Annotated in this window: 23 protein-coding genes and 1 tRNA gene; 19 read left to right on the top strand and 5 right to left on the bottom strand. The window is 69.5% G+C overall.

The features are described from left to right. Positions 1–65: 65 nt before the first annotated feature. From ACVCMI_RS03750 to ACVCMI_RS03770, 5 genes are all read left to right on the top strand, one after another. A tRNA-Gly gene (locus ACVCMI_RS03750) sits at positions 66–139 on the top strand. 36 nt (positions 140–175) lie between these two features. Further along, positions 176–652 (top strand): ATP-dependent zinc protease family protein, encoded by a 477-nt coding sequence (locus ACVCMI_RS03755; RefSeq protein WP_395116057.1) that lies wholly within the window; start codon positions 176–178, stop codon positions 650–652. After that, on the top strand, positions 649–1,536 hold the full coding sequence (gene rimK, locus ACVCMI_RS03760) for a 30S ribosomal protein S6--L-glutamate ligase (RefSeq protein WP_447097401.1): 888 nt from the start codon (positions 649–651) through the stop codon (positions 1,534–1,536). The genes ACVCMI_RS03755 and rimK overlap by 4 nt, the downstream gene beginning before the upstream one ends. 527 nt (positions 1,537–2,063) lie before the next feature. Next, a complete protein-coding gene (locus ACVCMI_RS03765; protein ID WP_395116067.1) occupies positions 2,064–2,750 on the top strand; it encodes a response regulator transcription factor in 687 nt (228 codons plus the stop codon). Beyond that, positions 2,734–4,017: a sensor histidine kinase gene (locus ACVCMI_RS03770; protein ID WP_395116069.1), complete on the top strand. Its 1,284-nt coding sequence runs from the start codon at positions 2,734–2,736 to the stop codon at positions 4,015–4,017. Before ACVCMI_RS03765 ends, ACVCMI_RS03770 begins: the two co-directional genes overlap by 17 nt. A 41-nt stretch (positions 4,018–4,058) precedes the next feature. Here the strand turns inward: ACVCMI_RS03770 and dinB are convergent, their stop codons facing one another. The 3 genes from dinB to ACVCMI_RS03785 form a co-directional block, all read right to left on the bottom strand. Further along, entirely contained in the window at positions 4,059–5,144 is a 1,086-nt protein-coding gene (gene dinB / locus ACVCMI_RS03775; protein WP_447097400.1) for a DNA polymerase IV, read from the bottom strand. Positions 5,145–5,208: 64 nt separating this feature from the next. Continuing rightward, complete coding sequence (locus tag ACVCMI_RS03780; protein ID WP_447097399.1) at positions 5,209–6,522, bottom strand: hypothetical protein; 1,314 nt, start codon at positions 6,520–6,522, stop codon at positions 5,209–5,211. Between the two features lie 25 nt (positions 6,523–6,547). Then, the gene (locus ACVCMI_RS03785) at positions 6,548–7,462 is read right to left on the bottom strand and encodes an ATP-grasp domain-containing protein (protein ID WP_447097398.1); all 915 of its coding nucleotides are present in this window, start codon (positions 7,460–7,462) and stop codon (positions 6,548–6,550) included. A gap of 93 nt (positions 7,463–7,555) precedes the next feature. Between ACVCMI_RS03785 and ACVCMI_RS03790 the strand changes: the two genes are divergently transcribed. The 10 genes from ACVCMI_RS03790 to ACVCMI_RS03835 all read left to right on the top strand — a co-directional run bounded on the left by ACVCMI_RS03790 (position 7,556) and on the right by ACVCMI_RS03835 (position 20,836). Next, on the top strand, positions 7,556–8,893 hold the full coding sequence (locus ACVCMI_RS03790) for an APC family permease (protein WP_395116078.1): 1,338 nt from the start codon (positions 7,556–7,558) through the stop codon (positions 8,891–8,893). A 33-nt stretch (positions 8,894–8,926) separates the two neighbouring features. Continuing rightward, positions 8,927–11,062: a beta-galactosidase gene (locus ACVCMI_RS03795; RefSeq protein WP_447097397.1), complete on the top strand. Its 2,136-nt coding sequence runs from the start codon at positions 8,927–8,929 to the stop codon at positions 11,060–11,062. 95 nt (positions 11,063–11,157) lie between these two features. Beyond that, positions 11,158–11,784, top strand: coding sequence for an OmpH family outer membrane protein (locus ACVCMI_RS03800; RefSeq protein WP_395116082.1), 627 nt, complete (start codon positions 11,158–11,160; stop codon positions 11,782–11,784). A gap of 67 nt (positions 11,785–11,851) precedes the next feature. Further along, positions 11,852–12,778 (top strand): M14 family metallopeptidase, encoded by a 927-nt coding sequence (locus ACVCMI_RS03805; protein WP_447097396.1) that lies wholly within the window; start codon positions 11,852–11,854, stop codon positions 12,776–12,778. A 327-nt stretch (positions 12,779–13,105) separates the two neighbouring features. After that, the gene (locus ACVCMI_RS03810) at positions 13,106–13,873 is read left to right on the top strand and encodes a TerC family protein (protein ID WP_447097395.1); all 768 of its coding nucleotides are present in this window, start codon (positions 13,106–13,108) and stop codon (positions 13,871–13,873) included. A gap of 367 nt (positions 13,874–14,240) precedes the next feature. Beyond that, the gene (locus ACVCMI_RS03815; RefSeq protein ID WP_395116088.1) at positions 14,241–14,441 is read left to right on the top strand and encodes a hypothetical protein; all 201 of its coding nucleotides are present in this window, start codon (positions 14,241–14,243) and stop codon (positions 14,439–14,441) included. 73 nt (positions 14,442–14,514) lie between these two features. Continuing rightward, complete coding sequence (locus tag ACVCMI_RS03820) at positions 14,515–16,146, top strand: carboxylesterase/lipase family protein (protein WP_447097394.1); 1,632 nt, start codon at positions 14,515–14,517, stop codon at positions 16,144–16,146. 93 nt (positions 16,147–16,239) lie between these two features. Further along, complete coding sequence (locus ACVCMI_RS03825) at positions 16,240–18,429, top strand: M3 family metallopeptidase (protein WP_447097393.1); 2,190 nt, start codon at positions 16,240–16,242, stop codon at positions 18,427–18,429. 164 nt (positions 18,430–18,593) lie between these two features. Further along, positions 18,594–20,360, top strand: a complete 1,767-nt coding sequence (locus ACVCMI_RS03830; protein WP_447097392.1) for a sensor domain-containing diguanylate cyclase — start codon at positions 18,594–18,596, stop codon at positions 20,358–20,360. Then, entirely contained in the window at positions 20,357–20,836 is a 480-nt protein-coding gene (locus ACVCMI_RS03835) for a YbaN family protein (protein WP_447097391.1), read from the top strand. Before ACVCMI_RS03830 ends, ACVCMI_RS03835 begins: the two co-directional genes overlap by 4 nt. Positions 20,837–20,884: 48 nt before the next feature. On the opposite strand, the gene ACVCMI_RS03840 is transcribed toward ACVCMI_RS03835, so the two are convergent. Next, positions 20,885–21,574, bottom strand: coding sequence for a murein L,D-transpeptidase catalytic domain family protein (locus ACVCMI_RS03840; protein ID WP_447097390.1), 690 nt, complete (start codon positions 21,572–21,574; stop codon positions 20,885–20,887). Between the two features lie 148 nt (positions 21,575–21,722). On the opposite strand from ACVCMI_RS03840, the gene ACVCMI_RS03845 reads away from it, so the two are divergent. Beyond that, positions 21,723–23,417: a L,D-transpeptidase family protein gene (locus ACVCMI_RS03845; protein ID WP_447097389.1), complete on the top strand. Its 1,695-nt coding sequence runs from the start codon at positions 21,723–21,725 to the stop codon at positions 23,415–23,417. 227 nt (positions 23,418–23,644) lie between these two features. After that, the gene (locus ACVCMI_RS03850) at positions 23,645–23,890 is read left to right on the top strand and encodes a hypothetical protein (protein ID WP_395116102.1); all 246 of its coding nucleotides are present in this window, start codon (positions 23,645–23,647) and stop codon (positions 23,888–23,890) included. Here ACVCMI_RS03850 and tsaA read toward each other — a convergent pair. Then, positions 23,885–24,448, bottom strand: a complete 564-nt coding sequence (gene tsaA / locus ACVCMI_RS03855; protein WP_447097388.1) for a tRNA (N6-threonylcarbamoyladenosine(37)-N6)-methyltransferase TrmO — start codon at positions 24,446–24,448, stop codon at positions 23,885–23,887. The genes ACVCMI_RS03850 and tsaA overlap by 6 nt on opposite strands. A gap of 45 nt (positions 24,449–24,493) precedes the next feature. Here tsaA and ACVCMI_RS03860 point away from each other — a divergent pair, with 45 nt between their 5' ends. Together ACVCMI_RS03860 and ACVCMI_RS03865 are read left to right on the top strand one after the other, a co-directional pair. After that, a complete protein-coding gene (locus ACVCMI_RS03860; protein WP_395116106.1) occupies positions 24,494–24,868 on the top strand; it encodes a YciI family protein in 375 nt (124 codons plus the stop codon). Further along, positions 24,868–25,587, top strand: a complete 720-nt coding sequence (locus ACVCMI_RS03865) for an HAD family hydrolase (RefSeq protein ID WP_447097387.1) — start codon at positions 24,868–24,870, stop codon at positions 25,585–25,587. The genes ACVCMI_RS03860 and ACVCMI_RS03865 overlap by 1 nt, the downstream gene beginning before the upstream one ends. Positions 25,588–25,593 lie beyond the last annotated feature (6 nt).

Below are 25,593 nucleotides of genomic sequence, written 5' to 3' on the forward strand. Positions count from 1 at the left end.
GCCATTGGGCCGCGCCGGCAGTTCCAAAGCACGCGGCGCACGGGTTACCATGCGCCGACCCACCGGCGGGTGTAGCTCAATGGTAGAGCTGTAGCTTCCCAAGCTACTGACGAGGGTTCGATTCCCTTCACCCGCTCCACTCCCCGATCCCGCGATTTGCGAACTGTCTCGAACCATGGCGGATCCGATCGCTGCACGGCTGGTGATCCTGGGTTGGCGCGAGCGACTCGCCCTGCCGGCGTTGGGTATCGCGCGGCTCAAGGCCAAGCTCGATACCGGGGCGCGCAGCAGCTCGTTGCATGTCGACACGCTGGAACCGTTCCGGCGCGACGGCGAGGTGTGGCTGCGCTTCTCGCTGCATCCCGGACGACGCACACCGGTGGTGCACGCCGAGGCCCGCGCCGTGGACCGGCGCATGGTCACCGACACCGGCGGGCGCCGCTCCGAGCGCTGGTTCATCCGCAGTGAGGTGGAGCTGGCGGGGATGCGCTTCATTGTTGACATCAACCTCACCGATCGCCGCCATATGCTGTTTCCGTTGCTGCTCGGGCGCACCGCGCTGGCCGGGCGTTTCGTCGTCGACCCCTCGCTTTCCTATACCCAACCCTCGCCGTGGCCGACACCCGCCACGGACGTCGCGAGCCCCGCATGAAGATCGCCATCCTGTCGCGCAACACCCGGCTGTATTCGACCAAGCGCCTGGTCGAGGCGGCCCGCGAGCGCGGCCACGTGGTGCGCGTGCTCGATCCGCTGCGCTGCTACGTGCGCATCGCGCCCGGCGCGGTGGCGATCCGCTACAACGGCAAGCCGCTGCGCGACATTGACGCGGTGATTCCGCGCATCGGCACCTCCACCACGTTCTACGGCACCGCGGTGCTGCGCCAGCTGGAGATGATGGGCGTGTACACGCCCAACCCGTCCGATGCGGTGCTGCGCGCGCGCGACAAGCTGCGCTGCCTGCAGATCCTCGCCGCGCAGGGTATCGACATGCCGGTCACCGTGTTCGGCGACAACCCGGACGACACCGCCGACGTGCTGGCCCTGCTCGGCGAGCCGCCGCACGTGATCAAGCTCAACGAAGGCAGCCAGGGCACCGGCGTGGTGCTGGCGGAGAAGCGCAGCGGCTCGCAGAGCGTGATCGAGGCGTTCCGTGGCCTGTACGCGAATTTCCTGGTGCAGGAGTTCATCGCCGAGGCGAACGGGAGCGACATCCGCTGCTTCGTGGTCGGCAGGAAAGTGGTTGCAGCGATGCAGCGCGAGGCCAGCCCGGGCGATTTCCGCGCCAACCTGCACCGCGGCGGCAGCGCGGTGGCGGCGAACCTGAGCGCGGAGGAGAAGCGCCTCGCGGTCAAGGCCGCCGCCGCGCTGGGCCTGGGCATCGCCGGCGTCGACCTGCTGCGCTCCCGGCGCGGCCCGCTGCTGCTGGAGGTCAACGCCTCGCCCGGACTCGAAGGCATCGAGGCTGCCTCCGGTGTCGACGTGGCCGGTGCGATCGTGGGTCATCTCGAACGGCACGTGGCCCGGCGCGGGAGTTAACCGGCATCTAACCTGCATCTCGCTATAAGATCCGCGTTGTCTGTCGGCGGGTGAGCCCGTGATGGATGGCAGGTGATGGTAGCGGGGCAGTTGTTTGGGTCCAGGTGGGCGACGGCGAGTCGTGCATCTGGGCCTTTTTCTTGGAGACCCCGGGAAGAAGGCCACTTCCCGTGGCTTTCTTCTGTCGCAAGCCCGGTACGAGCCCGGACTTGCTCACGCGAACCAGGCACCGGTGTGCCCGATCCGCGTGCGGCCATCGGGCCACTGCTCCGGCATTGCCTCAACTCGGGCATCGGGCAATTGCTCCATGCATTGCCTCAACTCGGGCATCGGGCAATTGCTCCATGCATTGCCTAAACTCGGGTATCCATGCCCTCGCCATGCCCTCGCCATGCCCTCGCCATGCTCTGGCCGTGTCCTCGCCATGGCCGGGAGATTGAAAGTCGCCATCTTTCAGCGCCGCGTTCACGCAAGCTTGTTAAGCTGGCAATCCCACCGGCCCGGCGCCGGTTGTGCAGGAGTGGCACATGCGCGTATTGGTGATAGAAGACAACAGCGACATCGCCACCAACATCGGCGATTACCTGGAGGACCGCGGCAACGTGGTCGATTTCGCCGGCGACGGCGTGACCGGGCTGCACCTGGCGGTGGTGCACGATTTCGACGTGATCGTGCTGGATCTGACCCTGCCCGGCATGGATGGCCTGGAGGTGGCGCGCAAGCTGCGCCACGAGGCACACAAGCAGACCCCGATCCTGATGCTCACCGCGCGCGATGCGCTGGAACAGAAGCTCACCGGCTTCGAGTCCGGCGCCGACGATTACATGACCAAGCCGTTCGCGCTGCAGGAGCTGGCTGCGCGGCTGGAGGTGCTGGCGCGCCGCGGCAAGGGCCCGCAGAGCCGCGTGCTGAAGGTGGCCGACCTTACCTTCAACCTCGACACGCTCACCGTGAATCGCGAGGGCAAGTCGATCCAGTTGAACCCGATCGGCCTGAAGCTGTTGCAGGCGCTGATGGAAGCGAGCCCGTCGGTGGTCACCCGGCAGGACCTGGAACAGCGCGTGTGGGGCGAGGAGTTGCCCGATTCCGACTCCCTGCGCGTGCACATCCACGGCCTGCGCGCGGCGATCGACAAGCCGTTCGGCAAGCCGCTTATCCACACGCGGCACGGCATTGGCTACCGCATGGTCGAGCCGGATGCAGTCCAGGCGTAAGCTTCGTTACCGCTTGATCGTCTCCTTCGCGCTGTTCGGCTTCGGCCTCAGCGCGTTGTTTGCCGTGGCCTCGCTGTACGTGCGCGCCAAGGTGGAGGATCAACTGGTGGTGTCGGCGCTGCAGCACGACGTGGACCAGGCGGTCGACAAGGTGATCGCGCACCCCGACCAGCAGGCCAGCTCCGAACTGATCGACGCCTGGTTGTGGAGTGACCGCACCATCTACAAGGCACCGCTGGATTGGCAGGGGCTTTCCACCGGTGTCTACGACATGAACGACGTGGACGAACAGGGTCGCCCCCGGCACTACAAGCTGGCGGTGCGGCGCAAGGACGGCATCATAGGTTTCGTGCGCTACGACGTGAGTCGCGAGGAACTGGGCAAGCGTCAACTCATCACCGCGCTGGTGCTCGTGGTGTTCCTGTTCAGCGTGCTCTCGCTGGCGATCGGCGTGTGGCTGTCGCGCAAGGTGCTCAAGCCGGTCAGCGAACTGGCCAACCGCCTGCGCGATTTCCGCAGGGCCGGCAAGGCCGAGCCGCTGGCGCCGCATTTCGCCGACGACGAGGTGGGCGAGCTGGCGCATGCGCTGGACGAGTATTCGGCGCGGCTCACCGCGATGGTCGAGCGCGACCGCGAGTTCAACTCCGACGTCAGCCATGAACTGCGCACGCCACTGGCGGTGATCGCCAGCACCACCGAGCTGCTGCAGGGTTCGCCCGACCTCACGCCCAAGCTGGCCGAACGGCTCAAGCGGATCGAGCGCGCCTCGCGCCAGGCCACCGAGCTGATCGAGGCGCTGCTGCTGCTGTCGCGCGCCGAGCGGCGCGGCCCCACCCGCGGCGAGACCACCGACGTCGGCAAGGTCGCCGCCGACGTGATCGAGAGCCAGCGCCCGCAGATGCGCGGCAAGCCGCTGACGATCGAGCTGGACGTGCGCGGCGCGGTCAGCGTCAACGCGCCGGCCTCGGTGCTGGCGGTGGCGCTGACCAACCTGATCGGCAACGCGATCAAGTACACGCTGGAGGGCAGCGTGCAGGTGGTGGTCGGCGATGGCGGCGTCGAGGTGATCGACACCGGCCCGGGGATCAAGCCGGAGGAAGCCGAGCGCTTGTTCCAGCGCGGCGTGCGCGGCGAGGGCGCCGGCGGCAGCGGCGCCGGCCTGGGCCTGGCGATCGTGCGCCGCCTGTGCGAACTGTATGGCTGGGATGTCGCGATGCGCCCGCGCACCGACGCCAACGGCGCGATCGCCAGCATCGCGTTCTCCTAGGCGCAACCCCCGCGATCCCGTTAGCCGCTCCCGCGTGCGGGTCAGGACGTGGCGGTGTCGAACAGGTCCGTCTGTGCCTGGTAGCTGTCGCGGTCGACGAAACCGGCGAGCCCCACGCCGACCAGCCGATAGCGCGTGGTCGTCGGGCGTTCCACGCGCTCGCGCAACGTGCAGGCGATCTCGCCCAGCTCGCGTGCCGAACGTGGCCGCTGCGGCGGTGTGAGGCTGCGGGTCAGGGTGTGGAAGTCGGCCGTTTTCAGTTTCAGCACGACGGTGCGGGCGACCCGTTCGCGTTCGCGCTGATAGCCGCTCCACGCCTTGTCGGCCAGGCGGCGAATGTGCGGCTCCAGCTCGTCCAGCGGCAAGTCGTGCTCGAAGGTGTCCTCGGCGGAGATCTGCAGCGTGGGTCGCTCCGGCTGCACGGGATGCTCGTCGATGCCGTGGGCCAACTCGTGCAGGCGCCGGCCCCAACGCCCGAAACGCAACTCGAGCGTGGCGACGGCGAGCGCGCGCAACTCCCCCACGGTGGCGATGCCCAGCGCGGCGAGCTTGCCCTCCATCACCTTGCCCACGCCGGGCAGGCGACCCACCGGCAGCGGCGTGAGGAAGTCCAGCACCTGGCGCGGGCGGATCACGCACAGGCCGTCGGGCTTGTTCCAGTCCGAGGCGATCTTGGCCAGGAACTTGTTCGGCGCCACGCCGGCGGAGGCGGTCAGTGCGGTCTCTGCACGGATCGCCGTGCGGATCGCCTCGGCGGTGGCGGTGGCCGAGGGCAGCGCGGTTTTCGTGGTGGTGACGTCGAGGTAGGCCTCGTCCAGCGACAGCGGCTCGATCAGGTCGGTGTGGCGGGCGAAGATCTCGCGGATCTGTCGCGACACCGCCTTGTAGCGCACAAAGTCCGGCGGCACGAACACCAGCTGCGGACACAGGCGTTCGGCGCTGATCGCCGGCATCGCCGAGCGCACACCGAACACGCGCGCCTCGTAGCTGGCCGCGCACACCACCGAGCGCGCGCCGCGCCAGGCCACCGCCACCGGCTTGCCGCGCAACGCGGGATCATCGCGCTGCTCCACCGAGGCGTAGAACGCATCCATGTCGATGTGCAGGATTTTCCGGGGCGCTGGCATCAGGCAGTCGCCGGCACGGCGTGACGAGTGGATCCTGGCATTGTACGCAGCAACGGCGTGGCGTTCAGCGCCAGAATGGGATCACGTACTCGCTGGCCTGGTCGCGTCGGCGCTTGCTGCCCGGCTTGGCGGGTGCGCGCATTACGCGCAGTTCGTGGCGGCCCGGCGCGAGTGCGCGCAAGTCGATCATCGCCACCAGCGCCGGTCGCCGGGCGCGCGCGTCGCTGCCCGATTCGTAGCGCAGGCCCGGGATGGGCTTGCCGTCGAGCGTCGCCGCGTGCAGTTTGCCCAGGCAAACCAAGGTGCCCTCCGCGCGTGCTTGCGCGTCGGCCAGCGCCAGCATGGGTGCGCAGGTGCGCTGAAGGGCGTCGTCGTCGCGGTCGGGTTGGTAGGGCACCACCAGCCGCAGGTATGGGTCGGTGATCACGTCGCTCTGGATGAACGGCACCAGCTTGCTGTGCACCACGTCGCGCTGGTCGTCGTAGTACGACGAGCTCATTGTGTGGCTGCCGTCGGTGAAGTACGGGAACCTTGCGTAGTTGCCCAGCCAGCCGGGCGAGTTGAGCGTGATCAGACCCAAGCTGGCGCCGCCGCTAGCAAGGACGAAGACGAGCGCCACCAGCAGTGCCGCACGTACCTCGCCCGTCCGGCTGGATACCAGCACGCTCACGTAGGAGCCGCCCACGCCGGTGCGGGCATAGACCCGGTACATCCGAGTGAGTGCACGGCGCTGCCAGCTGGTCTCGGCTAGCGCTGCACCGAACCGGCGATCGAGCAGATGCGCCGCCAGGAACGGCAGCAGAAACACGGCGAGCATGCTGATCAGCACCAAGACGAGATCGAGACGGATACCCGTTGTCCAACGCAGCGCCGTGATCGCGCCGCACACCGCGCCAGCGACGAGACTGAACACCAGCATCAAGGTGCCCAGCGTCACGCCCAGAGCGAACACCATGGTGGCGCGGTTGTCGCTGCGCTCGATCGCGTCGCTGGTCGAGCCCAGCCGCTGTTGTTCCAGGGTGCGGCGGATCGGGCCGATGCGCAGGCGATCCCAGTGTACCCCGTCGGGGAATACCGAATGCATGCCCACCAGCGCGATCCAGTGTGCCCGCAGGGTCAGGTGCAGCATGAAGGTGATCGCCAGGATCAGGGAGGCGGATTTCAGATACACATACAGGACGGCCAGCATCCCGGCCGAATCGCTGTCGAAACGTGGAATCAGCGCAAAGAAGCGCTCGTCCAGCCAGCCCGGCAGCTGCAGCATGGCGAATACCGCCACGCCGGAGATCAGCAGTTCGACCTCCCAGGTCGGCGTGGTGTGGCGAGGCAGCGCACCGGCTTCCTGCACGGACTCGGTGGACGGATCGTTGACGGTCATGCAGCAAGGTTTCCGGTGGTTGGCTTCAATGGCTGGGCGAAGATAGCGCGGCACGCCGAAGCGCAGGATGGTTGGCCAGCAGGTGCGCGAAGCGCTCGGCCGCCTGCGGTTGCCCGGCGAGGAACAGCGACGGTTCGATCAGCTCCAGTTCCATCAGCACGAAACGCCCGCCGCTGACCACGCCATCCACCCGCGCATACGCCGGCACGTCGTGGCCCGCGACAGCGAGCGCGGCCAGGGCGCGCCCGGCCGCGGCGCGCGTCGCGGCATCGGGCACCGCCGGTTCGCTGCGGCCGCCGTGTTCGTCCTGCACGCGGTAGTCGCCCGCGGCGGGGCGCTTGATGACGGCGTGGCTGTACTCGCCGCCGAAATACAGCAGCGACCACTCGCCGGCGCCGGCGATTTCGGAAAGGTACGGCTGCACCAGGTAATCCAGCGCCGTCGGCAACTGCGCCACGGACGCGGCGAACGCATCGTCGCCGACCTCGCCACGCAGGGTCTGCCACGCGCCGCCGCTGATCGTCGGCTTGACCACCACCGACGCGCCGGGCATCGACGCCAGCACGCGCGCCAGTTCGCTGCCGTGCGCCAGCCGGGTCGGGATGGTCGCCACGCCCAGGCGCGCGAGTTCGAACAGGTAGCGCTTGTCGCTGTTCCAGCGCAGCAGGCGGCTGTCGTTCAACATGGCGACGCCGAGCCGGTCGAGGCGATCCAGCCATTGCCCGAACGCCGCGGGGTGCTTGTGGTAGTCCCAGATCGTGCGGATCAGCACGAGGTCGAATGCCGACCAGTCGACCTGCGCGTCGTTCCACACGCACACCGTCGGCGGTACGCCGAGTTGCGCCAGCGTGGCGGCGAGGTGCGCGTCGTCCGGGTCGATCCAGGGGCGCGCGGTACAGGTGGCGAGGGCGAGTCGGGCGGGGTGATCGGGCAACGGCATCGGCGCAATCTAGCAGCGCTGGCCGGCGTTGCGCGCGGTCCCGTGCCAGACGGGACTGGTGAAAGCGTCCCCGACAATGGCAAGGTAGCCGGCGTGCTGACCGAACCCGCCAATGCCTACGCCCGCCGCCTGAACACCTGGGACGCCGCGATGATCGTCATCGGCGGCGTCATCGGTGCGGGCATTTTCCTCACCCCGTCGACGGTGGCGCGGCATACGTCATCGGGCGTCGAACTGCTGATCCTGTGGGCGATCGGCGGCGGACTGACCCTGGCCGGCGTGCTGTGCTACGCCGAACTGGGCGCGCGGCGGCCGCAGGCGGGCGGCATCTACGTCTACCTGCGCGAGGCGTTCGGCCTGATGCCGGCGTTCCTGTTCGGCTGGACGATGGCGCTGATCAACTATCCCGGCAGCGTGGCGGCAGTGGCGACGATGTTCGCCGAATACCTGTGCAGCGCGCTGGGGCTTGGCGGGCAGGGTTACGTGAAGCCGGTGGCGGTGGGCGCGATCGTGTTCATCGTGGGCATCAACCTGTTCGGCATTCGCGCCGGCGCCTGGCTGCAGAACGTGTTCACCGTGCTCAAGCTGCTGGCGATCGCGCTGCTGGTGATCACCGGCCTGGTGCTGGCGCACGAACACCTGGGCGTGGCGCTGATCGGCCAGCCGGCCACGCCAGCCTCGCCGTGGGCGTTCGCCGGTGCGCTGCTGCCGGTGCTGTTTTCCTATGGCGGATTCCACTACCTCAACGACTTGGCCGGGGAGGTGCGCAATCCGCAGCGCACCCTGCCGCGCGCGTTGGGCATGGGCATGACCGGCGTGGTGATCTGCTACCTGCTGGCCAACTGCGCCTATCTCTCCGGCCTGGGGCATGCCGGCCTCGCCGCCAGCGACGCGCCGGCGGCGGACCTGCTGCGCCGCCTGTTCGGCGAGCGCGGCGCCACCGTGATCGCGGTCGGCATCGCCTGCTCCACCTTCGGTTATTGCGCGATCGCGGTTGCCGGTGGTGCGCGCGTGCTGCAGACGATGGGTGCCGACGGGGTGTTCTTCCGCGCCGCGGGGCGGGTCGACCCGCGCACCCGTGCACCGCAGGTGGCGCTGGCCGTGCTCGGGGCGTGGGCGGTGGTGCTGGCGCTGTCCGGCACCTTCGGCCAGCTGCTCAACTACACCACGGTCGGCGAGTGGCTGGGCCACGTGTTCGGCATCGGCACGCTGTTCTGGTACCGCAAGCATTTCATCGACGAGCCGGCGCCGTACCGGGTGCCGTTCTACCCGTTGCTGCCGCTGATCTTCGTCGTCACCGTGTTCGGCGTGATCGTCGCCAGCGCGATCCACGCGCCGCGCGATGCCGGCATGAGCCTGGTCATCATCGCGCTGGGCGTGCCGGTGTACTACGGCTGGCAGCGCTGGGTGCGCCGGCATCCGCTGGCGTAGGCTGGCGGCGGGTTGCTGCCGGCGGGGACGCCGATGAACGTGCGTGTGTGGATGGCTTGCTTCGGCCTGGCCCTGCTGGGCGCCGGCCATGCCGCGGGCATGGATGCGGCGCGCCGCGAGGTCGTCGGCACCCTCCAGCTGGAGCAGGTGCGACGGGTAGGCGGTGTCGAGCACGCCGCCGACGGCGTGCCCCAGCGCCGCTACACCTTCGCACCGGCGGCGCAGCCGTCGATCGTGCTCGTGCCGCGCAGCGGGACGTGGGACTGGTCGGACCAGGGCGAGCTGCACCTGCGCGTGCAGAACGCGATGCCGTGGGCGGTCACGCTCGATGTGGAGATCGACAGCGCCGGCCGGCGCCTGCAGGCGCGCGTGGGCTTGCCGCCGGGACCGGCGCAGACGCTGGTGGTGCCGCTGCGCGCCAGCTCGCCGCGCGCGCAGGGCATGCAGGTCGGCCCGCCGATGCCGTTCGATGATGGTGGTCACAAGGTGTTGCTGGCGATCACCGTGCGTGGCGCGCTGGACCGGCGCCGCGTGCAAGCCATCCGCCTCGGCATCCCCTCGCCGCAAGCGGAACAGACACTGCTGCTCGGCGGCATCGGCACGCGGCCGGGTGAGCCGACCGTGCACGCGGCCTACGCCGGCATCGTCGATCGTTACGGGCAATCCACCCGCGCGCAGTGGCCGGAGAAGATCGGCTCCGATGCCGCCTTGCGCGCGGCGGTGCACGCGGATGCGGGCAGCGCGGCCCCGGCCGCCGATGCCTACGGTGGACAGCCAGGCCAGGCGCTGGATCGCACGGGCTGGTTCCACGTGCAAAAGCGGGGCGGTCGCTGGTGGCTGGTGACGCCCGACGGCCACGCGTTCTTCTCGCTGGGCGTCAATGCGGTCAACGCCGGCGGCGGGCGCAGCTACGTGGAGAGTCGCGAGTTCATGTTCGACGACCTGCCGCCCGATCGCGGCGAATGGGCGGCCTTTTACGGACGCGGCGACAGCCGGCGCCCGGGCGAAGGCGCCAGCCAGGGCATCGCGTACAACCACGGCCGCTGGTTCGATCTCTACGCAGCCAATCTCCACCGGATCGACGGCAGCGACTGGCCGGCCGCCTGGCGCAAGCGCACGCTGGATCGGCTGCAGGCCTGGGGCTTCAACACCCTCGGCAACTGGAGCGATGCCGCGCTGGGTGCCGCGCATCGCCTGCCGTATACGCGTTCGATCAACATCGCCGGCGACTATGCCGACGTCGCCAGCGGCTACGACTACTGGGGCCGCATGCCCGATCCGTTCGACCCGCGCTTTGCCGCCGCCACCGAGGCGGCGGTAGCGAAGGCCAGCGCGGGTGTGACCGACGATCCGTGGCTGCTCGGCTACTTCGCCGACAACGAGCTGGCGTGGGCCGGCGAAGGGCCGCAAGGGCGTTGGGGATTGGCGCGGGGCACGCTCGCCGGCGACGCGCGAAGCCCGGCCAAGCAGGCTTTCGTCGCGATGCTGCGCCAGCAGTACGCCACGCCGCAGGCGCTGGGTGAAGCCTGGGGCATCGAGCTGCGTTCATGGGATGCGCTGCAGGCCACCGGCTATGCGGCGCCGGCGCCGAACGAGGCGCATCCGGCACTCGCCCGCGACTATGGCCACTGGCTGCGCCGCTACGCCGACGCCTATTTCCGCATCGTGGCCGCGGCGCTCCGCCGCCACGATCCGCATCACCTGTTTCTGGGCGGACGCTTCGCGGTGTACACGCCCGAGGCCGTCGCCGCCTGCGCGCGGTATTGCGACGTGGTCAGCTTCAACGCCTATGCCGACCTGCCGCAGCATCACGTCGACATGGCGTTGATGCGGACGCTGGATCGGCCGGTGCTGCTCGGCGAATTCCATTTCGGATCGAACGACCGCGGCCCGTTCGGTGCGGGCGTGGTGCCGGTGGCCGACGAGGCCGCACGCGGCGCGGCCTACGCGCGCTATCTCGCCGCCGCCACGACGAACCCGCTGGTGGTCGGCGCGCACTGGTTCGAGTACGCCGATCAGCCGCTCGCCGGTCGTCTGCTCGACGGCGAGAACAGCCACATCGGCCTGGTCGGCATCACCGACATTCCGTTCGGCGGCTTCGTGCGGGCGGTGCGTGCAGCCAACCGGAGCGTGGCGCCGCCGCCGCGGGGCGCCCCGAACGGGCGCTGAATCGCGACGCGCGCGCGATCGGCTATGCTGGGGAACCACGCAGCCGGCATGTGGTCGGCTGAACTCGTGACCTCAATTCATCCGGAACCGCCACCATGAACCTGCCTCGTCTCACGCTCGCTGCCGCGCTCGCCCTCGCCACCGGTTTGTCCGTCGTTCCCGTCCAGGGGGCGCACGCCCAGAGCGCGCAAGCCGCCGACGAGCTCGGCGGCAACGCGGTGGCCGGCGTGTGCATGCTCTCGCGCGAGGCCGTGTTCGCGCAGTCCAAGGTCGGCAAGGCCGCCAGCGAGCGGCTGGGCCAGTTGGCCGAGCAGGCGAACAGCCAGTTGTCGAACCAGCGCAAGCCGCTGGATGCGGACATCCAGGCCTTCCAGCAAAAGGCCGCTTCGCTCACCGAGGACCAGCGCAAGCAGCAGGGCGCGGCGCTGCAGCAGCGCATGCAGACCTTCCAGTCGCAGGCCGGCGAGCAGAACGAGCGCATCCAGCTCACCCGCGCCAAGGTGATGCAGCGGATCGGCCAGGAAGCGCAGCCGGTGGTTGCCGCCAGCTACAAGAAGCACCAGTGCGGCCTGTTGCTCAACCGCGACGCGGTGCTCGGCGGCAACACCAGCAACGACCTGACCAGCGACGTCGTGCAGGGTCTGGACGCCAAGCTCACCACGATCAGCTTCAACCTCGAACCGCTGCCGGCCAAGGGTGCCGCGAACGGCGGCGCGAAGTAAGCGTCCCCAGGTCATCGGGACCGGCGGCGCGGCCGTCGGCTTCCCGTCGCCCACGCACGGAACCACGATGAACCAGTCCAGCTTCTATCCCGTAGGCACGGCGCTCCAGCCCTGGGGCGAGGCCGAACGCGAGACATGGCGCTCGCGCCAGCGCGTGCAGCGCAGCTACGCGGATGACGTGTTGCGCCGGATCGACGCGCTGCGCGCGCACTGGGCGGTGGCACCGTACGGTGAGCTGGCCTATCCCGACGCACGCCATCCGCTGTACGCCCTGCGCAGTGCATCCTGGCGCGACGAGCTGCCGGTGATGCTGGTCACCGGCGGCGTCCACGGCTACGAAACCAGTGGCGTGCACGGTGCGCTGCAATTCGCCGAGCAGCATGCGGCAGACCTCGCCGGCCGGGCCAACCTGCTGGTGGTGCCGTGCGTGAGCCCGTGGGGCTACGAACGCATCCAGCGCTGGAATGCTGCTGCGCTCGATCCCAACCGCTCGTTCCATGCGCACAGCCCGGCACAGGAATCGGCCGCGCTGATGGCGCTGGTGGCGCCGCTGCGCGAGCGCGTGCTGATGCACATCGATCTGCACGAAACCACCGACAGCGACGAGGCCGAGTTCCGCCCGGCCCTGGCGGCCCGCGACGGCAAGCCGTTCGAACCCGGCACGATTCCCGATGGCTTCTACCTGTGCGCCGACAGCGCGCAGCCGCAGCCCGCGTTCCAGCAGGCGATCATTGCCGCGGTGGCCAAGGTCACCCATATCGCGCCGGCCGACCCCGACGGCACCATCATCGGCTCGCCGGTGGTGGCGCATGGCGTGATCGAATACGACTACGGCCGGCTCGGCCTGTGCGCCGGCATCACCGCCGCGCCGTTCAAGACCACCACCGAGGTCTACCCCGACAGCCCGCGCGCCACGCCCGCGCAGTGCAACGACGCCCAGGTGGCGGCGGTGGTGGCAGCGATCGACTTTGCGCTGGCGCATCCGGCCGGCTGACGCCGGCCGCCCGGCGTGGTCACGCGCCGGGGCTGTGCTAGCATCGACCGCTGAAGGGGAGTAGCTCCCGATCGCTGTCGCCGTCATGACGGGCCTTGCGCCCCGGTGCAGCAGCAAATGGCACAGCCATTTGCGAGCAAGACCTTCGCCGTCCCACGGCGAAGGTGCGTCCTGCAAAGATGCCTTTCCGCCGTGGCCCCAGAGCCTCACCGGAGCATCAACCCGCCCTTTGGCGTCCAGAACCCATCGTGAAGCGTGCTTGCGCGCCTTCGCCGTTTCCGCGGGCCAGGATGCTTTCCGGCCGGCGCCCTTCGATAGAGACCACCCATGGAACAACTGGCCAACCCCGAAATCTGGATCGCCCTCGCCACGCTGACCGCGCTCGAGCTGGTGCTGGGCATCGACAACATCATTTTCATCTCGATCCTGGCCGGCAAGCTGCCGCCGGAACGACGCGACAAGGCGCGGCGCCTGGGCATCATGCTGGCGGCCGTGTCGCGGCTGGGCCTGTTGCTGGCGATTGCCTGGATCGTCGGACTCACCGCGCCGCTGTTCGAGCTGTTCGGCCACGCTTTCTCGTGGCGCGACCTGATCCTGATCGGCGGCGGCCTGTTCCTGATCGGCAAGGCGACCCACGAGATCCACCAGAAGCTGGAGGGCGCCACCGAGCACGTCAGCACCGGCGGCGCGGCCGCGGCGACGGCCACCTTCGGCGGCGTGATCGTGCAGATCATGCTGCTGGACATCGTGTTCTCGCTGGACTCGATCATCACCGCCGTGGGCATGGTCGATCAGCGCTGGGTGATGGTCACCGCGATCCTGGCCTCGATCGTGTTCATGCTGATGTTCGCCAGGCCGCTGGGCGAGTTCGTCGAGCGCCACCCCACGGTCAAGGTGCTGGCGTTGAGCTTCCTGATCATGATCGGCCTGGTGCTGATGGCGGACGGCTTCGGCCAGCACATCCCGAAGGGCTACGTGTACGCGGCGATGGCGTTCTCGGTGTTCGTGGAGCTGATCAACCTGGCGATCCGCCGGCGCACGCAGCGCCCGGTGGCGCCGGTGGCGCTGCACGAAAAGTACGCACCGGGCGAGTAGCGGCACAGGCACGAAAAAAAACCCGCAGAGGGGAGTCTGCGGGTTGGGGGTCCATCTGTGTCGGGTGCGGAGGAGGAGGGGGAGCCTCGCCGCACGGTGGGAAGCGTGTCTCACGACATGGGGATAATGTACTAAGCGGTATGTTAATGGAGTGTGACTGGCCGGTGCGCCCGTGTGCAACCTCGCGGACGCAGCGGGCTGAACCGTTGTCCGGCCGCACGGGCGACGCTGTCCGCGGACAGCCGCCCGCAGCGGCAATCGACATCAAACATAAAGTAAATCAAAAGCTTGCAACAAATTTTCGGGTTGGCACGCCGATTGCTCCATGGACAGCACAGGGACTTTCTGTTCAATCGGAGAACGCGTCATGAAATTCGAATCCATCTTTCTGACCATGCTGTTCGTTGCCTGCTCCAGCGTCTGCGTGCTGGTGATGGGGGCAATGCTGGCCGCCAGCCCGTCGTCGTCGCAGCAGGCCAGCGCGCGCCGTGCCGCACCCGCGGTCGCCGTGCAGGCCGATTGCGCCAAGCCGGTTGCGATGGATGTGTGCGGCGCGGACGAGGTCTGAGGCGCTGCGCCCAGGGATGACATCGACCAGGCCGGCGCCTAGGCTGCAAGGCAGGTATTCACGGGCCGCCACGATGTTCGATCCGACTGCATCACCCGCGCCGCGGAAGGCGCGCCTGCTCGCCAGCATCCTCGCCGGGGTGATCGGCCTCGCTGCCTTCGCGGCTCACGCCGCCGCCCCGCTGCCTCCGCCTCGCGTGTCACTGGCCGATGGCAGGATCGAAGGCAAGCTTGCGAAGGCGAACGGCATGGCGCTGGAAGAGTTCCAGGGTATTCCGTACGCGGCGCCGCCGATCGGTCCGCTGCGCTGGAAACCGCCGCAACCCGCTCCGGCCTGGAGCGGCGTGCGCCAGGCGACGCGCTTCGGCCCGCGCTGCATGCAGCTGCCGCTGTTCGGCGACATGCGGTTCCGCTCCGCCGGCATGGGCGAGGACTGTCTCTACCTCAACGTGTGGAAGCCTGCAGGCGCGACCGCCAGGCTGCCGGTGCTGGTGTATTTCTTCGGCGGCGGGTTCGTTGCCGGCGACGGCTCGGAGCCGCGCTACGACGGCGCCAACCTGGCCAGCCGCGGCATCGTCACGGTGACGGTGAACTATCGCCTGGGCGTATTCGGCTTCTTCGCCACGCCGGCCCTCGCCGCCGAATCGCCGCAGCACGCGGCGGGCAACTACGGCTTGCTCGACCAGGTCGCCGCGCTGCGCTGGGTGCGCGACAACATCGCCGCTTTCGGCGGCGACCCGGCGCAGGTGACGATCGCCGGCGAGTCGGCCGGTTCGATCGCGGTGAGCGCGCTGATGACCTCGCCGCTGTCGCGCGGGCTGTTTGCCCGCGCGATCGGCGAAAGCGGCGCCCTGATCGCGCCGATCGCGCCGGTGCCGCTGGCGACGATGGAGCGCCGCGGCGAGGCGTTCGCGCAGCGTCTCGGCGCCGACTCGCTGACCGCGCTGCGTGCGTTGCCGGCCGATCGCCTGCTGCAGGCCACGCGCGAGCAGCACGGCGACGCCGACGCGAATCTCGACGGCTGGTTCCTGCGCGAGCCGCCAGCGGCCACCATGGCCCGCGGCGGGCAGGCACCGGTGCCGCTGCTGCTGGGGAGCAATTCGCAGGAGAGCCATTACACCGCGATCCTGAAAGATCAGCCGCCGACCCCTGCCAATTACCGCGCAGCGCTGAAGCGGCTGTTCGGCACGCAGGCGGCGCACGCACTGGCGCTGTACCCCGGCGACGACGCGACGCAGGTGAAATCCTCCGCCACCGCGCTGGCCGGCGACATGTTCATCGCGCACACCACCTGGCGCTGGATGGACCTGCAGCTCCGCCACGGCGGCGCGCCGGTGTATTTCTATTATTTCGACCAGCCGCGCCCGGCCAAGCTGGCGCCGGCGCCGGGTGAAACGCCCGATCCCGGCGCCGTGCACAGCGGCGAGATCGAGTACGCGCTGGGCAACCTGGCGGGCAATCCGGTCTACGCGTGGACGGCTGCCGACCGCGCCGCGTCCGCCACGATGGAAGGCTACTTTGCACAGTTCATCAAGACCGGCGATCCCAACGGCGCGGACCTGCCGCCCTGGCCCGCGGTGCGCGAATCCGCTGGCGGACTGCTGCGCCAGGTGATTGCGGCGCATTGCCGTACCGAGGTCGACCACGGGGCGGCGCGGCAAGCGTTCCTGCAGGCTTTCTTCGCCACGCATGCGGACCCGTTGTAGCGGATCTCGCGGTGTTCACCCATGGCTTTAGTCATGGGTGCGTGGCACAGGCTTTGGGTAGGATCGGGGTTCCCCCACGTCGAGCAGACCTTGATGAAGCCCACCCTTTCCCTGGCGATGACGATCGCGTTGACCAGCTCCATGGCGGCCTATGCCGACACCGCGGCGGACAAGCAGCACGCCGGCGCACACGCCTCCCACGCGGCGGCTGCCGACGTCCGCGCCAATCCGTTCTTCGCCGAAAGCACGCTGCCGCTGCACTACCCCGCGTTCGACAGGATCAAGGACAGCGACTACGCGCCCGCGTTCGACCGCGGCATGGCCGAGCAGCTGCGTGAAGTGGCGGCGATCAGCGCCAACCCCGCTGCGCCGACCTTCGACAACACCATCATCGCGCTGGAGAAATCCGGCGACGTGCTGCAGCGCACCTCGACCGTGTTCTTCAGCCTGTCCGGGGTCGAGAACAACGATGCGCTGAAGAAGCTGCAGGCCGAGTACGCGCCGAAGCTGGCCGCGCACCGCGACGCGATCACGCTGGACCCGGCGCTCTTCGCGCGCATCCAGAAGCTGTACGACGCGCGCGCCAGCCTGGGCCTGGACGCGCAGGGCGTGCGGCTGATCGAGCGCTACCACACCGATTTCGTGCGGGCCGGCGCCAGGCTGTCCGACGCCGACAAGGCGCACCTGAAGCAGATCAACGGCGAGCTGGCCAGGCTCGGCACCAAGTTCACCCAGAACGTGCTGGCCGAGGTCAACGACTCGGCGCTGGTGGTGGACAGCCGCGCCGAACTGGCCGGCCTCACCGACGCCCAGATCGACGCCGCGGCCGCCGCCGCCAAGGCGAAGGGGCTCGATGGCAAGTACGTGATCGCCCTGCTCAACACCACCGGCCAGCCGCCGCTGGCGCAGTTGGAGAACCGCGCGCTGCGCGAGCGCCTGTACAAGGCCTCGATTACCCGCGGCAGCCGCGGCAACGCGTACGACAACACCGCGATCGTGTCGCAGGTGATGAAGCTGCGTGCGGAGAAGGCGGGCATGCTCGGCTACCCGACCTGGGCTGCCTACGTGCTGGCCGATCAGACCGCGAAAACGCCGGAAGCGGTCAACGCCATGCTCGGCAAGCTGGCGCCGGCGGCAGTCGCCAACGCCAGGCGCGAAGGCGTCGCGTTGCAGGCGATGATCGACAAGGAACAGGCGGCGAAGGGCCAGCCCACGTTCGCGCTGCAGCCGTGGGATTGGGCCTACTACACGGAGAAGGTCCGCGCCGACAAATACAATTTCGACGAGAGCCAGCTCAAGCCCTACTTCGAGATGAAGAACGTGCTGGAGAACGGCGTGTTCTACGCCGCCGGCCAGCTCTACGGACTCAAGTTCAAGCAGCGCACCGACCTGCCGGTCTACAACCCCGACGTGCTGGTGTACGACGTCTACAATGAAGACGGCAGCCAGCTGGCGATCTTCCTGGCCGACATGTACGCGCGCCCGTCCAAGCGCGGCGGTGCCTGGATGAACTCCTACGTGGACCAGTCCGGGCTCACCGGCAACCTGCCGGTGGTAGCCAACCACCTCAACATCACCAAGCCGACCAGCGGCCCGACCCTGCTGACCTGGGACGAGGTGACCACGGCGTTCCACGAGTTCGGCCACGCATTGCACGGCATGTTCTCCAACGTGAAGTACCCGCGCTTCAGCGGTACCAGCGTGCCGCGCGACTTCGTCGAGTTCCCCTCGCAGGTGAACGAGATGTGGGCCGACTGGCCCAGCGTGCTGGCCAACTACGCCAGGCACTACCAGACCGGCGCGCCGATGCCCAAGGCGCTGCTGGACAAGGTGCTGGCCACCTCGAAGTTCAACCAGGGCTTTGCCACCACCGAGTATCTGGGCGCGGCGATGCTCGACCAGAGCTGGCACCAGCTCGGCGCGGACAAGATCCCCGACGCCGGCGGCGTGATGGCTTTCGAGGCGGCCGCGCTGAAGGCCAACGGCACCGATTACGCGCCGGTGCCGCCGCGCTACCGCACGCCGTACTTCAGCCACATCATGGGCGGCTACGCGGCCGGCTACTACGCCTACATCTGGTCCGAGGTGCTGGATGCGAACACGGTCGAGTGGATCAAGAGCCACGGCGGCCTGACCCGGGCCAACGGCGACCGCTTCCGCGCGACCCTGCTGTCGCAGGGCGGCAGCAAGGATGCACTGCAGCTGTTCCGCGATTTCGCCGGCCACGAGCCGCGGATCGAACCGCTGCTGGAGCGTCGCGGACTGGACGGCAGCGCCGAGTGACCCGCGTCGCCTGAGGGCGGCATGACGAAGCCGCCCGGAGCGATCCGGGCGGCTTTTTCGTGGCGGCAGCGGCCGAAACTGCGGTCGCGTGCGTGGCCGATTCAGATGCGGACTGCTACGGTGGCCACACGATGTGCCGACCCGCGAGCCGATTGCCGCCCCGTATGTCCGCTGCCTCCCACCACGCTGACGAAACGCTGCGCCTGGCGACGCTGCGCGCCATGGGTGCGCTGGATACTCGCGCCGAGCCGCTGTTCGATGCACTCGTGCGCAGCGCCGCGGCGGCGAGCGGGCGGGCGCTTGCGCTGATCGTGCTGGTCGATGCCGACGGCCGCGGGCTCGCCGTGCATGGGCCGGCGGCGGATATCGACGAGCCGAGCGTGCTGCGGGTGCTGGCCAAGGCGAGTTCCGGCGTGCTGGCGATTCCCGACGCACGGCTCGATCCGCGCTGCGCCGACGATCCTCTGGTTGCCGGCGCGGCGGGCATCCGTTGCTTCGTCGCCGTGCCGATCAGACGGGGCGAGAGCGCGAAGGCGGGCGCGTTGTGCGTGCTCGATCGCGTGCCGGGTACACTCGACGAGCGGCAACACGAGACGCTGCGGCAACTGGCCCGCGCGGTGGCACAGGTGCTGGAAACGCGGCCGGTCGCGCACCGGAACAAGCCCGCGCCGGTCGGCACGGCACCGTCGCTGCGGCAGCCGCCGGAGTCGGCCCGCGAGACGGAACCGAAGCGGCGCACCCACGCAGCGCTGCTCGAACGCACCGGATGCCTGCTCGGTGCCGGCGGCTGGGAGCTGGACCTGGCCACCAAGGCGATCACCTGGTCGGACCAGACCTGCCGCCTGCACGACGTGCCGCCGGGTTTCCACCCGAGCCTGGAAGAAGCGGTGAGCTTCTACGATGCGGGGGCGCGGCCGGTGATCGACGCGGCCGTGCGCAAGAGCATCGACACCGGCGAGGGATGGGATCTGCAACTGCCACTGACCACCGCCACTGGCCGGAGGATCTGGGTGCGCGCGGTCGGCATCGTGGAACGCGCCGAGGATGGCACCCCGCTGCGGCTGGCCGGCGCTTTCCAGGACATCACCCTGCAGCGGCGCGCGATCGCGGCGTTGGAGGCCAGCGACCGCCGCTACCGCAAGCTGTTCCAGTACAGCCCCGGCCTGATCTGCACGCACGACCACGAGGGCGTGCTGCTGTCGGTGAACCCGGCGGCGGCCAAGTCGCTGGGCTATTCGGTGGGCGAGATGATCGGCCGCCCGCTGACCGATTTCATGCGCGCCGAACAGCGCCCGCGGTTCGCCGAATATCTGCTGCGCATCATGCGCAAGGACAGCGACACGGGCATGCTGCAGGTGATCGCCAAGGATGGCAGCGAACACGTGTGGCAATACCACAACGTGCTCGACGACGATGTCGAGGGCGACGATCCCTACGTGCTGGGCCATGCGCTGGACGTCACCGAGCGCTTCCGCCAGGAGAGCCAGTTGCGCGAGTGGTCGATCCACGACGCACTGACCGGCTGCTTCAATCGCCGCTATCTGGCCGAGCTGACGGCCGGGCCGGCCGCGGGTTGGGGCTGCATCGTGTTCGACCTGGACCATTTCAAGCAGGTCAACGACACCCATGGCCACGCGCGCGGCGATGAGGTGCTGGTGGCCATGGCGACGTTCCTGCGCAACCATGTGCGGCCGCAGGATGCAGTGATCCGCCTCGGCGGCGACGAGTTCCTGGTGTTGCTGCGCGGAGCCGGCGAGGAGCTGACGCAAGGCGTGGTCGACCGGCTCGATGCCGATCGCGCCGCTGCGCCGATCGGCTTCACCATGGGCGCGACCACGGTGGTGCCGGACGCCTCGCTGGAAGCCGCGCTGGGCGAAGCCGACCGGCGTCTGTACAAGGCCCGCGAAGGCCGGCCGAAGCGCGCAACGTGAAGTCGTCCGATCGCGGGCAGCCGGCGGAACAGGGCGGTGGACACGACCCGCACCCCGCACATCCCCGCCACACCGGTCTGGTGCGCTGGCTGCTGTTCATCGCCGGCGGCGTGGCGTTGTTGCTGGGGCTGATCGGCCTGATGCTGCCGGTGATGCCGACCGTGCCGTTCCTGCTGCTGACGGCCGCGTGCTGGTCGCGCGCCTCGCCGCGCTGGCATCGCTGGCTGCTCTCGCTGCCCCGGTTGGGCCCGGCGATCGCGCGGTGGGAGCGCGAGCGCAGCATTTCGCGGCGCGCGCGCTGGATGGCGCTGGGCCTGGTCACGCTGTCGATGGCCGGCACGATCTGGTGGTTCCGCGGGCACGCCTGGTTGCCGTGGCTGCTGGCCGCGCTGGTGGTGCTGCTGTGGCTGCTGATCCTGCGCCTGCCGGTGACGTCGGACGAGGGCGGCGCGAGCCTGCAGCAGACTCGCGAGTGAGAGGTTGCCCGCCGCGCGCTCCGCGGGGAGGGCAACCGTGCGGATGGATCAAGGCGCGCTGAGCGCGGGCGTCATCGCCAGTCCGCCGCTGCACTTGAGGTAGGGCGAGGCGCCCAGCCACCTGGCATCGGGATAATAGGAGAACACGTACTGGCCGCCCTTGAGCGCGTCGATCAGCGGTCGCGCGATCGCGCTGCGCACGGCCGGGCAACCGTAGCTGCGGCCGATGCGGCCTTGCTCGCGGGCCAGTGCCGGGTTGACGTAGGCCGCACCGTGGATCACCAGCGCGCGCGCCAGTGCGCGGTCGTTGGTACCCGGCTCCAGCCCTTGCAGGCGCAGCGAGTAGCCGTTGCGGCCGGCATAGGTGTCCAGCGTGCGGAACAGGCCCAGGCTGGATTGCCGGCTTTCCGGCGCATTGGAGAACCTGCTCGCCAGGTTCTCGCCGGTGTTGCGCCCGTGCGCCACCAGTTCCTGATACAGCAGCTTGCGCCGGGCCAGGTCGAACACCCACAGCCGCGGCTCGGTGGATGGCCGGGAATAGTCGATCACCGCCAGTCGCGCGGGCGGCGGCTGGCCTTGCGCCGCGGCGCAGTCGGTGGCCGCCAGCGCCAGCGCGATCACCTGCGGATTCGCCTGCGGCGCGAGTTTGCTGAGCGTGTCGCGCAGTGTCGGCGCGGTCGCGTGCGCCGTACCACAGAGCGGCAGCAGCAGGATGGCAAGGAGGCGCAGTCGACTCATCGGGACGGCTTGGGCTTGGGGCGCGAACAGGCGTCGATGCTAGCAGTCGATCGTTAAGAACCTGTCCCGTGCGACCGGTCGCCGCGCCCGCCTGCGCCGGCCGGCGGTTGTGCTATGACTGGTCGCATCCTCCCGCACAGGACTTTCCATGTCGTCCGGCTTTTCCCGCGCCGTTTGCGCTGCCGCCTTGCTGGGCTGGCTGGCGGTCGCCGCGGCGCCTGCACAGCCGGCCGCAGTCGAGTCGGTCGGCATGGAACAAACCGTGGCCCCGCCGCCGGGCCCGGTGGCCGAGCAGATCCGCGAACGGATCGAGCAATGGCGCGTCGCGCAGGCCGATGGCGCGACGGCCGCGGCGCCGGTCGCCGCGGTGGCGGCGTTCTACGAGCAGAACCGGTTCGCGCCGGCATGGACGCGACCGGACGACCTCGACCAGTTGCTGGCCGCGCTGCGCGGCATGGCCGCCGACGGCCTCGACCCGCAGGACTACGCGCTGGACGAACTGCAACGTCGGCGCCACGTGCTGGACGACCCGCAGGCCACGGCGCAGCAACGCGCGCAGTTCGACCTGCTGGCCACCGACGCCTGTTTCACCGCGTTGCTGCACCTGTATCGCGGCAAGGTCGATCCGGCCACGCTGGACACGCACTGGAACTTCGACCCGCGCCAGCTCGATCAGGCGCGGGGCCTGCAGGCGGTGCGCGAGGCGCTGGCGCAGGACACGATCGGCGAGCTGTTCGCGCGGGCGCGGCCGCAGCACCCGTACTACGCCCAGCTGCGTGCGGCGCTGGCGAAGTTGCGCGGGGTGGCGGCGCAGGGCGGCTGGCCCGTGATCGCCGACGGCCCCACGCTGAAACCGGGCAGCCACGATCCGCGCGTGCCGACGCTGCGCGAGCGCCTGCAACGGGTCGGCTTTGCGGTGGGCGAGGGCATGGATGACCTGTACGCCCCGGCGCTGGAAGCTGCGCTGAAACAATTCCAGCGCGAACATTACCTCGTCGCGGACGGCCACCTGGGCAAGGCCACCCTGGCCGCGTTGAACGTGCCGGTCACCACGCGCATCGAGCAGCTGCGCGCGAACCTGGAGCGCGCGCGCTGGCTGCTGCACCAGCTGCAGGGCGAGTTCGTGGTGGTCGACATCGCCGGCTACCAGGTCGTCTACTACAAGGACGGCAAGCCGGTATGGCGCTCGCGCGTGCAGGTAGGCAAGCCGTACCGCAGCACGCCGGTGTTCAAGTCGAAGATCACCTACCTCACGCTCAACCCGACCTGGACGGTGCCGCCGACCATCCTGAAGAACGACATCCTGCCGAAGCTGCGCAGGAACCCGGGCTACCTCGCCGCCAACCGCATCCGCGTGCTGGACAGCCAGGGCCGCGAGCTGTCGCCGGCCAGCGTGAACTGGGCCAACCCGCGCGGCATCGTGCTGCGCCAGGACGCCGGCCCGGGCAATTCGCTGGGCCGGCTGGTGATCCGCTTCCCCAACGACTACGCGGTGTACATGCACGACACGCCGCACCAGGAACTGTTCGCCAGCGAGCAGCGCACGTACAGCTCCGGCTGCATCCGGGTGGAGCGCCCGCGCGAACTGGCCGAGCTGCTGCTGGACGATCCGGTGCAGTGGAATCGCGCGGGCATCGACCGCGCGATCGACACGCTGAAGACGCAGACCGTGATGCTGCCCAGGCCGGTGCCGCTGCTGCTGGCGTACTGGACGGTGGACCTGCGCGAGGACGGCCGGGTCGGCTTCCGCCCCGACGTCTACCGGCGCGACCCGCCACTGCTCGCCGCGCTGGCGCGCCCGCGCGTGTCGCCGTGGCTGCCGGCGGCCGCGACGCTGCCCTGAAAAAAGCCGCGCCGGCGGGAGTGCCGGGCGCGGCCAAGGTCTGAACCGATCCACTGCCAATGCATCGGGCGCCGGCGACGGAGCGAGCCGCGCCGGCCCGGGCAGTTTGCCGGGCGCAGGTCTCACCGGCTGGGATTGCCCTGATCCCGGTCAGGGCGCCGGGCCGTGCCGGGCGCCATCATCGCCCCCGGCGGATGTGCCGCCTCTCAACCCTGGAGACCGTACCGATGCTGTTTCAAGTGAAGGATCTTGCCGGTGATACCGGCGCCATCGCCGCCATCCTGCGTGCCCATGACGCCAACGCGCAGGTCACCGGCGATCCCGTCGCGGGACAGATCGACGTGGCGGCGCAGTTGACCTCCGGCCAGGTCATCACCGCCCTGCAGGAGGCCGGTTACGAGGCCAGCCGCGTGTCCGAGCCGCGGCAGATCCACGTCAGCGGCGGCAGCACCTGCTGCGGCAGCTGCTCATGAGCCGCTGACGTCCTCGCCGCGCGGCCGCTTGCGCGGCTTGCGCGGCCCCGGCGCAGAATGCCGGCCCTGCGCCGCGTCGATCGCGTCGATCCAGCCCGCGCGTGAACCCGGAAACGCATCCGCGTACGGCACGTACGGCTTGATGTCGAGGATCGGCGTGCCGTCCAGCAGGTCGACGCCGCGCACGCGCAACCCGCCTTCCTCCACCGCCACCAGCTCCACTGCTGACAGCCCGATCGCATTCGGCCGATGTGGCGAGCGCGTGGCCAGCACGCTGCGCTTGCCGCCGCCGCGCGGCGGGCGCACCTCGGCCTTCCAGCCCTCGCTGCGGTGGAACGCGAACAGCAGCCAGATCCGCTCGAAGCCGGCCAGGTCGCGCCAGGCCGCCGCCGGAAAATCCGCCACGAACGCGATCACCGCGTCGACTGCGGCCCCGCTTTCGGTGCCGGCCACCACGGTGGGCTGGTGCGGCGCGTCGATGCGCTGCGCGTAGGGCGAACGCACGAAGGCGATCGGCCGGCAGGACAATTCGCTGAAGGTATCGGCGCGGGTGTTCATTGCGGCATTATCCCTCTTCGCCCCGCCTTCCCCGCCGAGGACGCCATGAAATATCTCGTGATGATCTATTGCGACGACCAGCTGCTGGACGCGCTGCCCGAGGGCGAGTTCGACAGCCGCATGAAAAGCTGTTTCGGCAAGGCCGACGCGTTGCGCGCGCAGGGGCAGTTGCTCGATTCGCAGCAGCTGGAAGCGCCGGGGACCGCGCGCACCGTGCGCGTGCGCGACGGCCGCACCAGCGTGGTCGACGGTCCGTATGCGGAGACCAAGGAATACTTGGGCGGCTTCAACCTGATCGAGGCGGCCGACATGGACGAGGCGGTGCGCATCGCGCAGTCGTTCCCGTGGTCGCAAACCGGCGCCATCGAGATCCGTCCGGTGCGCGACATGGATGCGGTACGCGCACGGGTGGGCGCCTGATGCTGCAACTGGTCGGCTTCGACGGCGACGACACGCTGTGGCACAGCGAGGGCTACTACCGCCAGGCCGGCGAGGCGTTCGCGGCGATCATGGCGCGCTACGTGGACGTGGCCGATCGCGATGTGCACGAGCGCATGCTGGCTACCGAGCAGCGCAACCTCAAGCTGTTCGGCTACGGCGCCAAGGGCATGGCGCTGTCGATGGTGGAAACCGCCATTGCGGTCTCGGACGGGCGCATCGGCGCGGCCGACATCCACGCCTTGATCGAGCTGGGCAAGACCGTGCTGCAGCATCCGGTGGAACTGCTGCCGGGCATCCGCGCCGCGGTCGAGGCGGTGGCGCAGCAGTACGAGGTGGTGCTGATCACCAAGGGCGACCTGTTCCACCAGGAGAAGAAGGTGGCGCAATCGGGCCTGGCCGACCTGTTTCGCCGCATCGAGATCGTCTCGGAGAAGGACGCCGCCGCCTACCGCCGCGTGCTCGGCGAGTTCGACCTGCAGCCGGCGCAGTTCGCGATGGTCGGCAACTCGCTGCGCTCGGACATCGAGCCGGTATTGCGCTTGGGCGGCTGGGGCGTGCACATGCCCTACCACGTGACCTGGGCGCACGAACTGGAAAACGGCCTGGCCGCCGACGAGCCGCGCATGCTCACGGTGGATGCGCCCGCGGCCATCCCCGCCGCGGTGGAACGCCTGCGCGCGCTGGCTGCCGCGGCGTAGGGCGGG

Source organism: Rhodanobacter sp. UC4448_H15, from assembly GCF_052978265.1.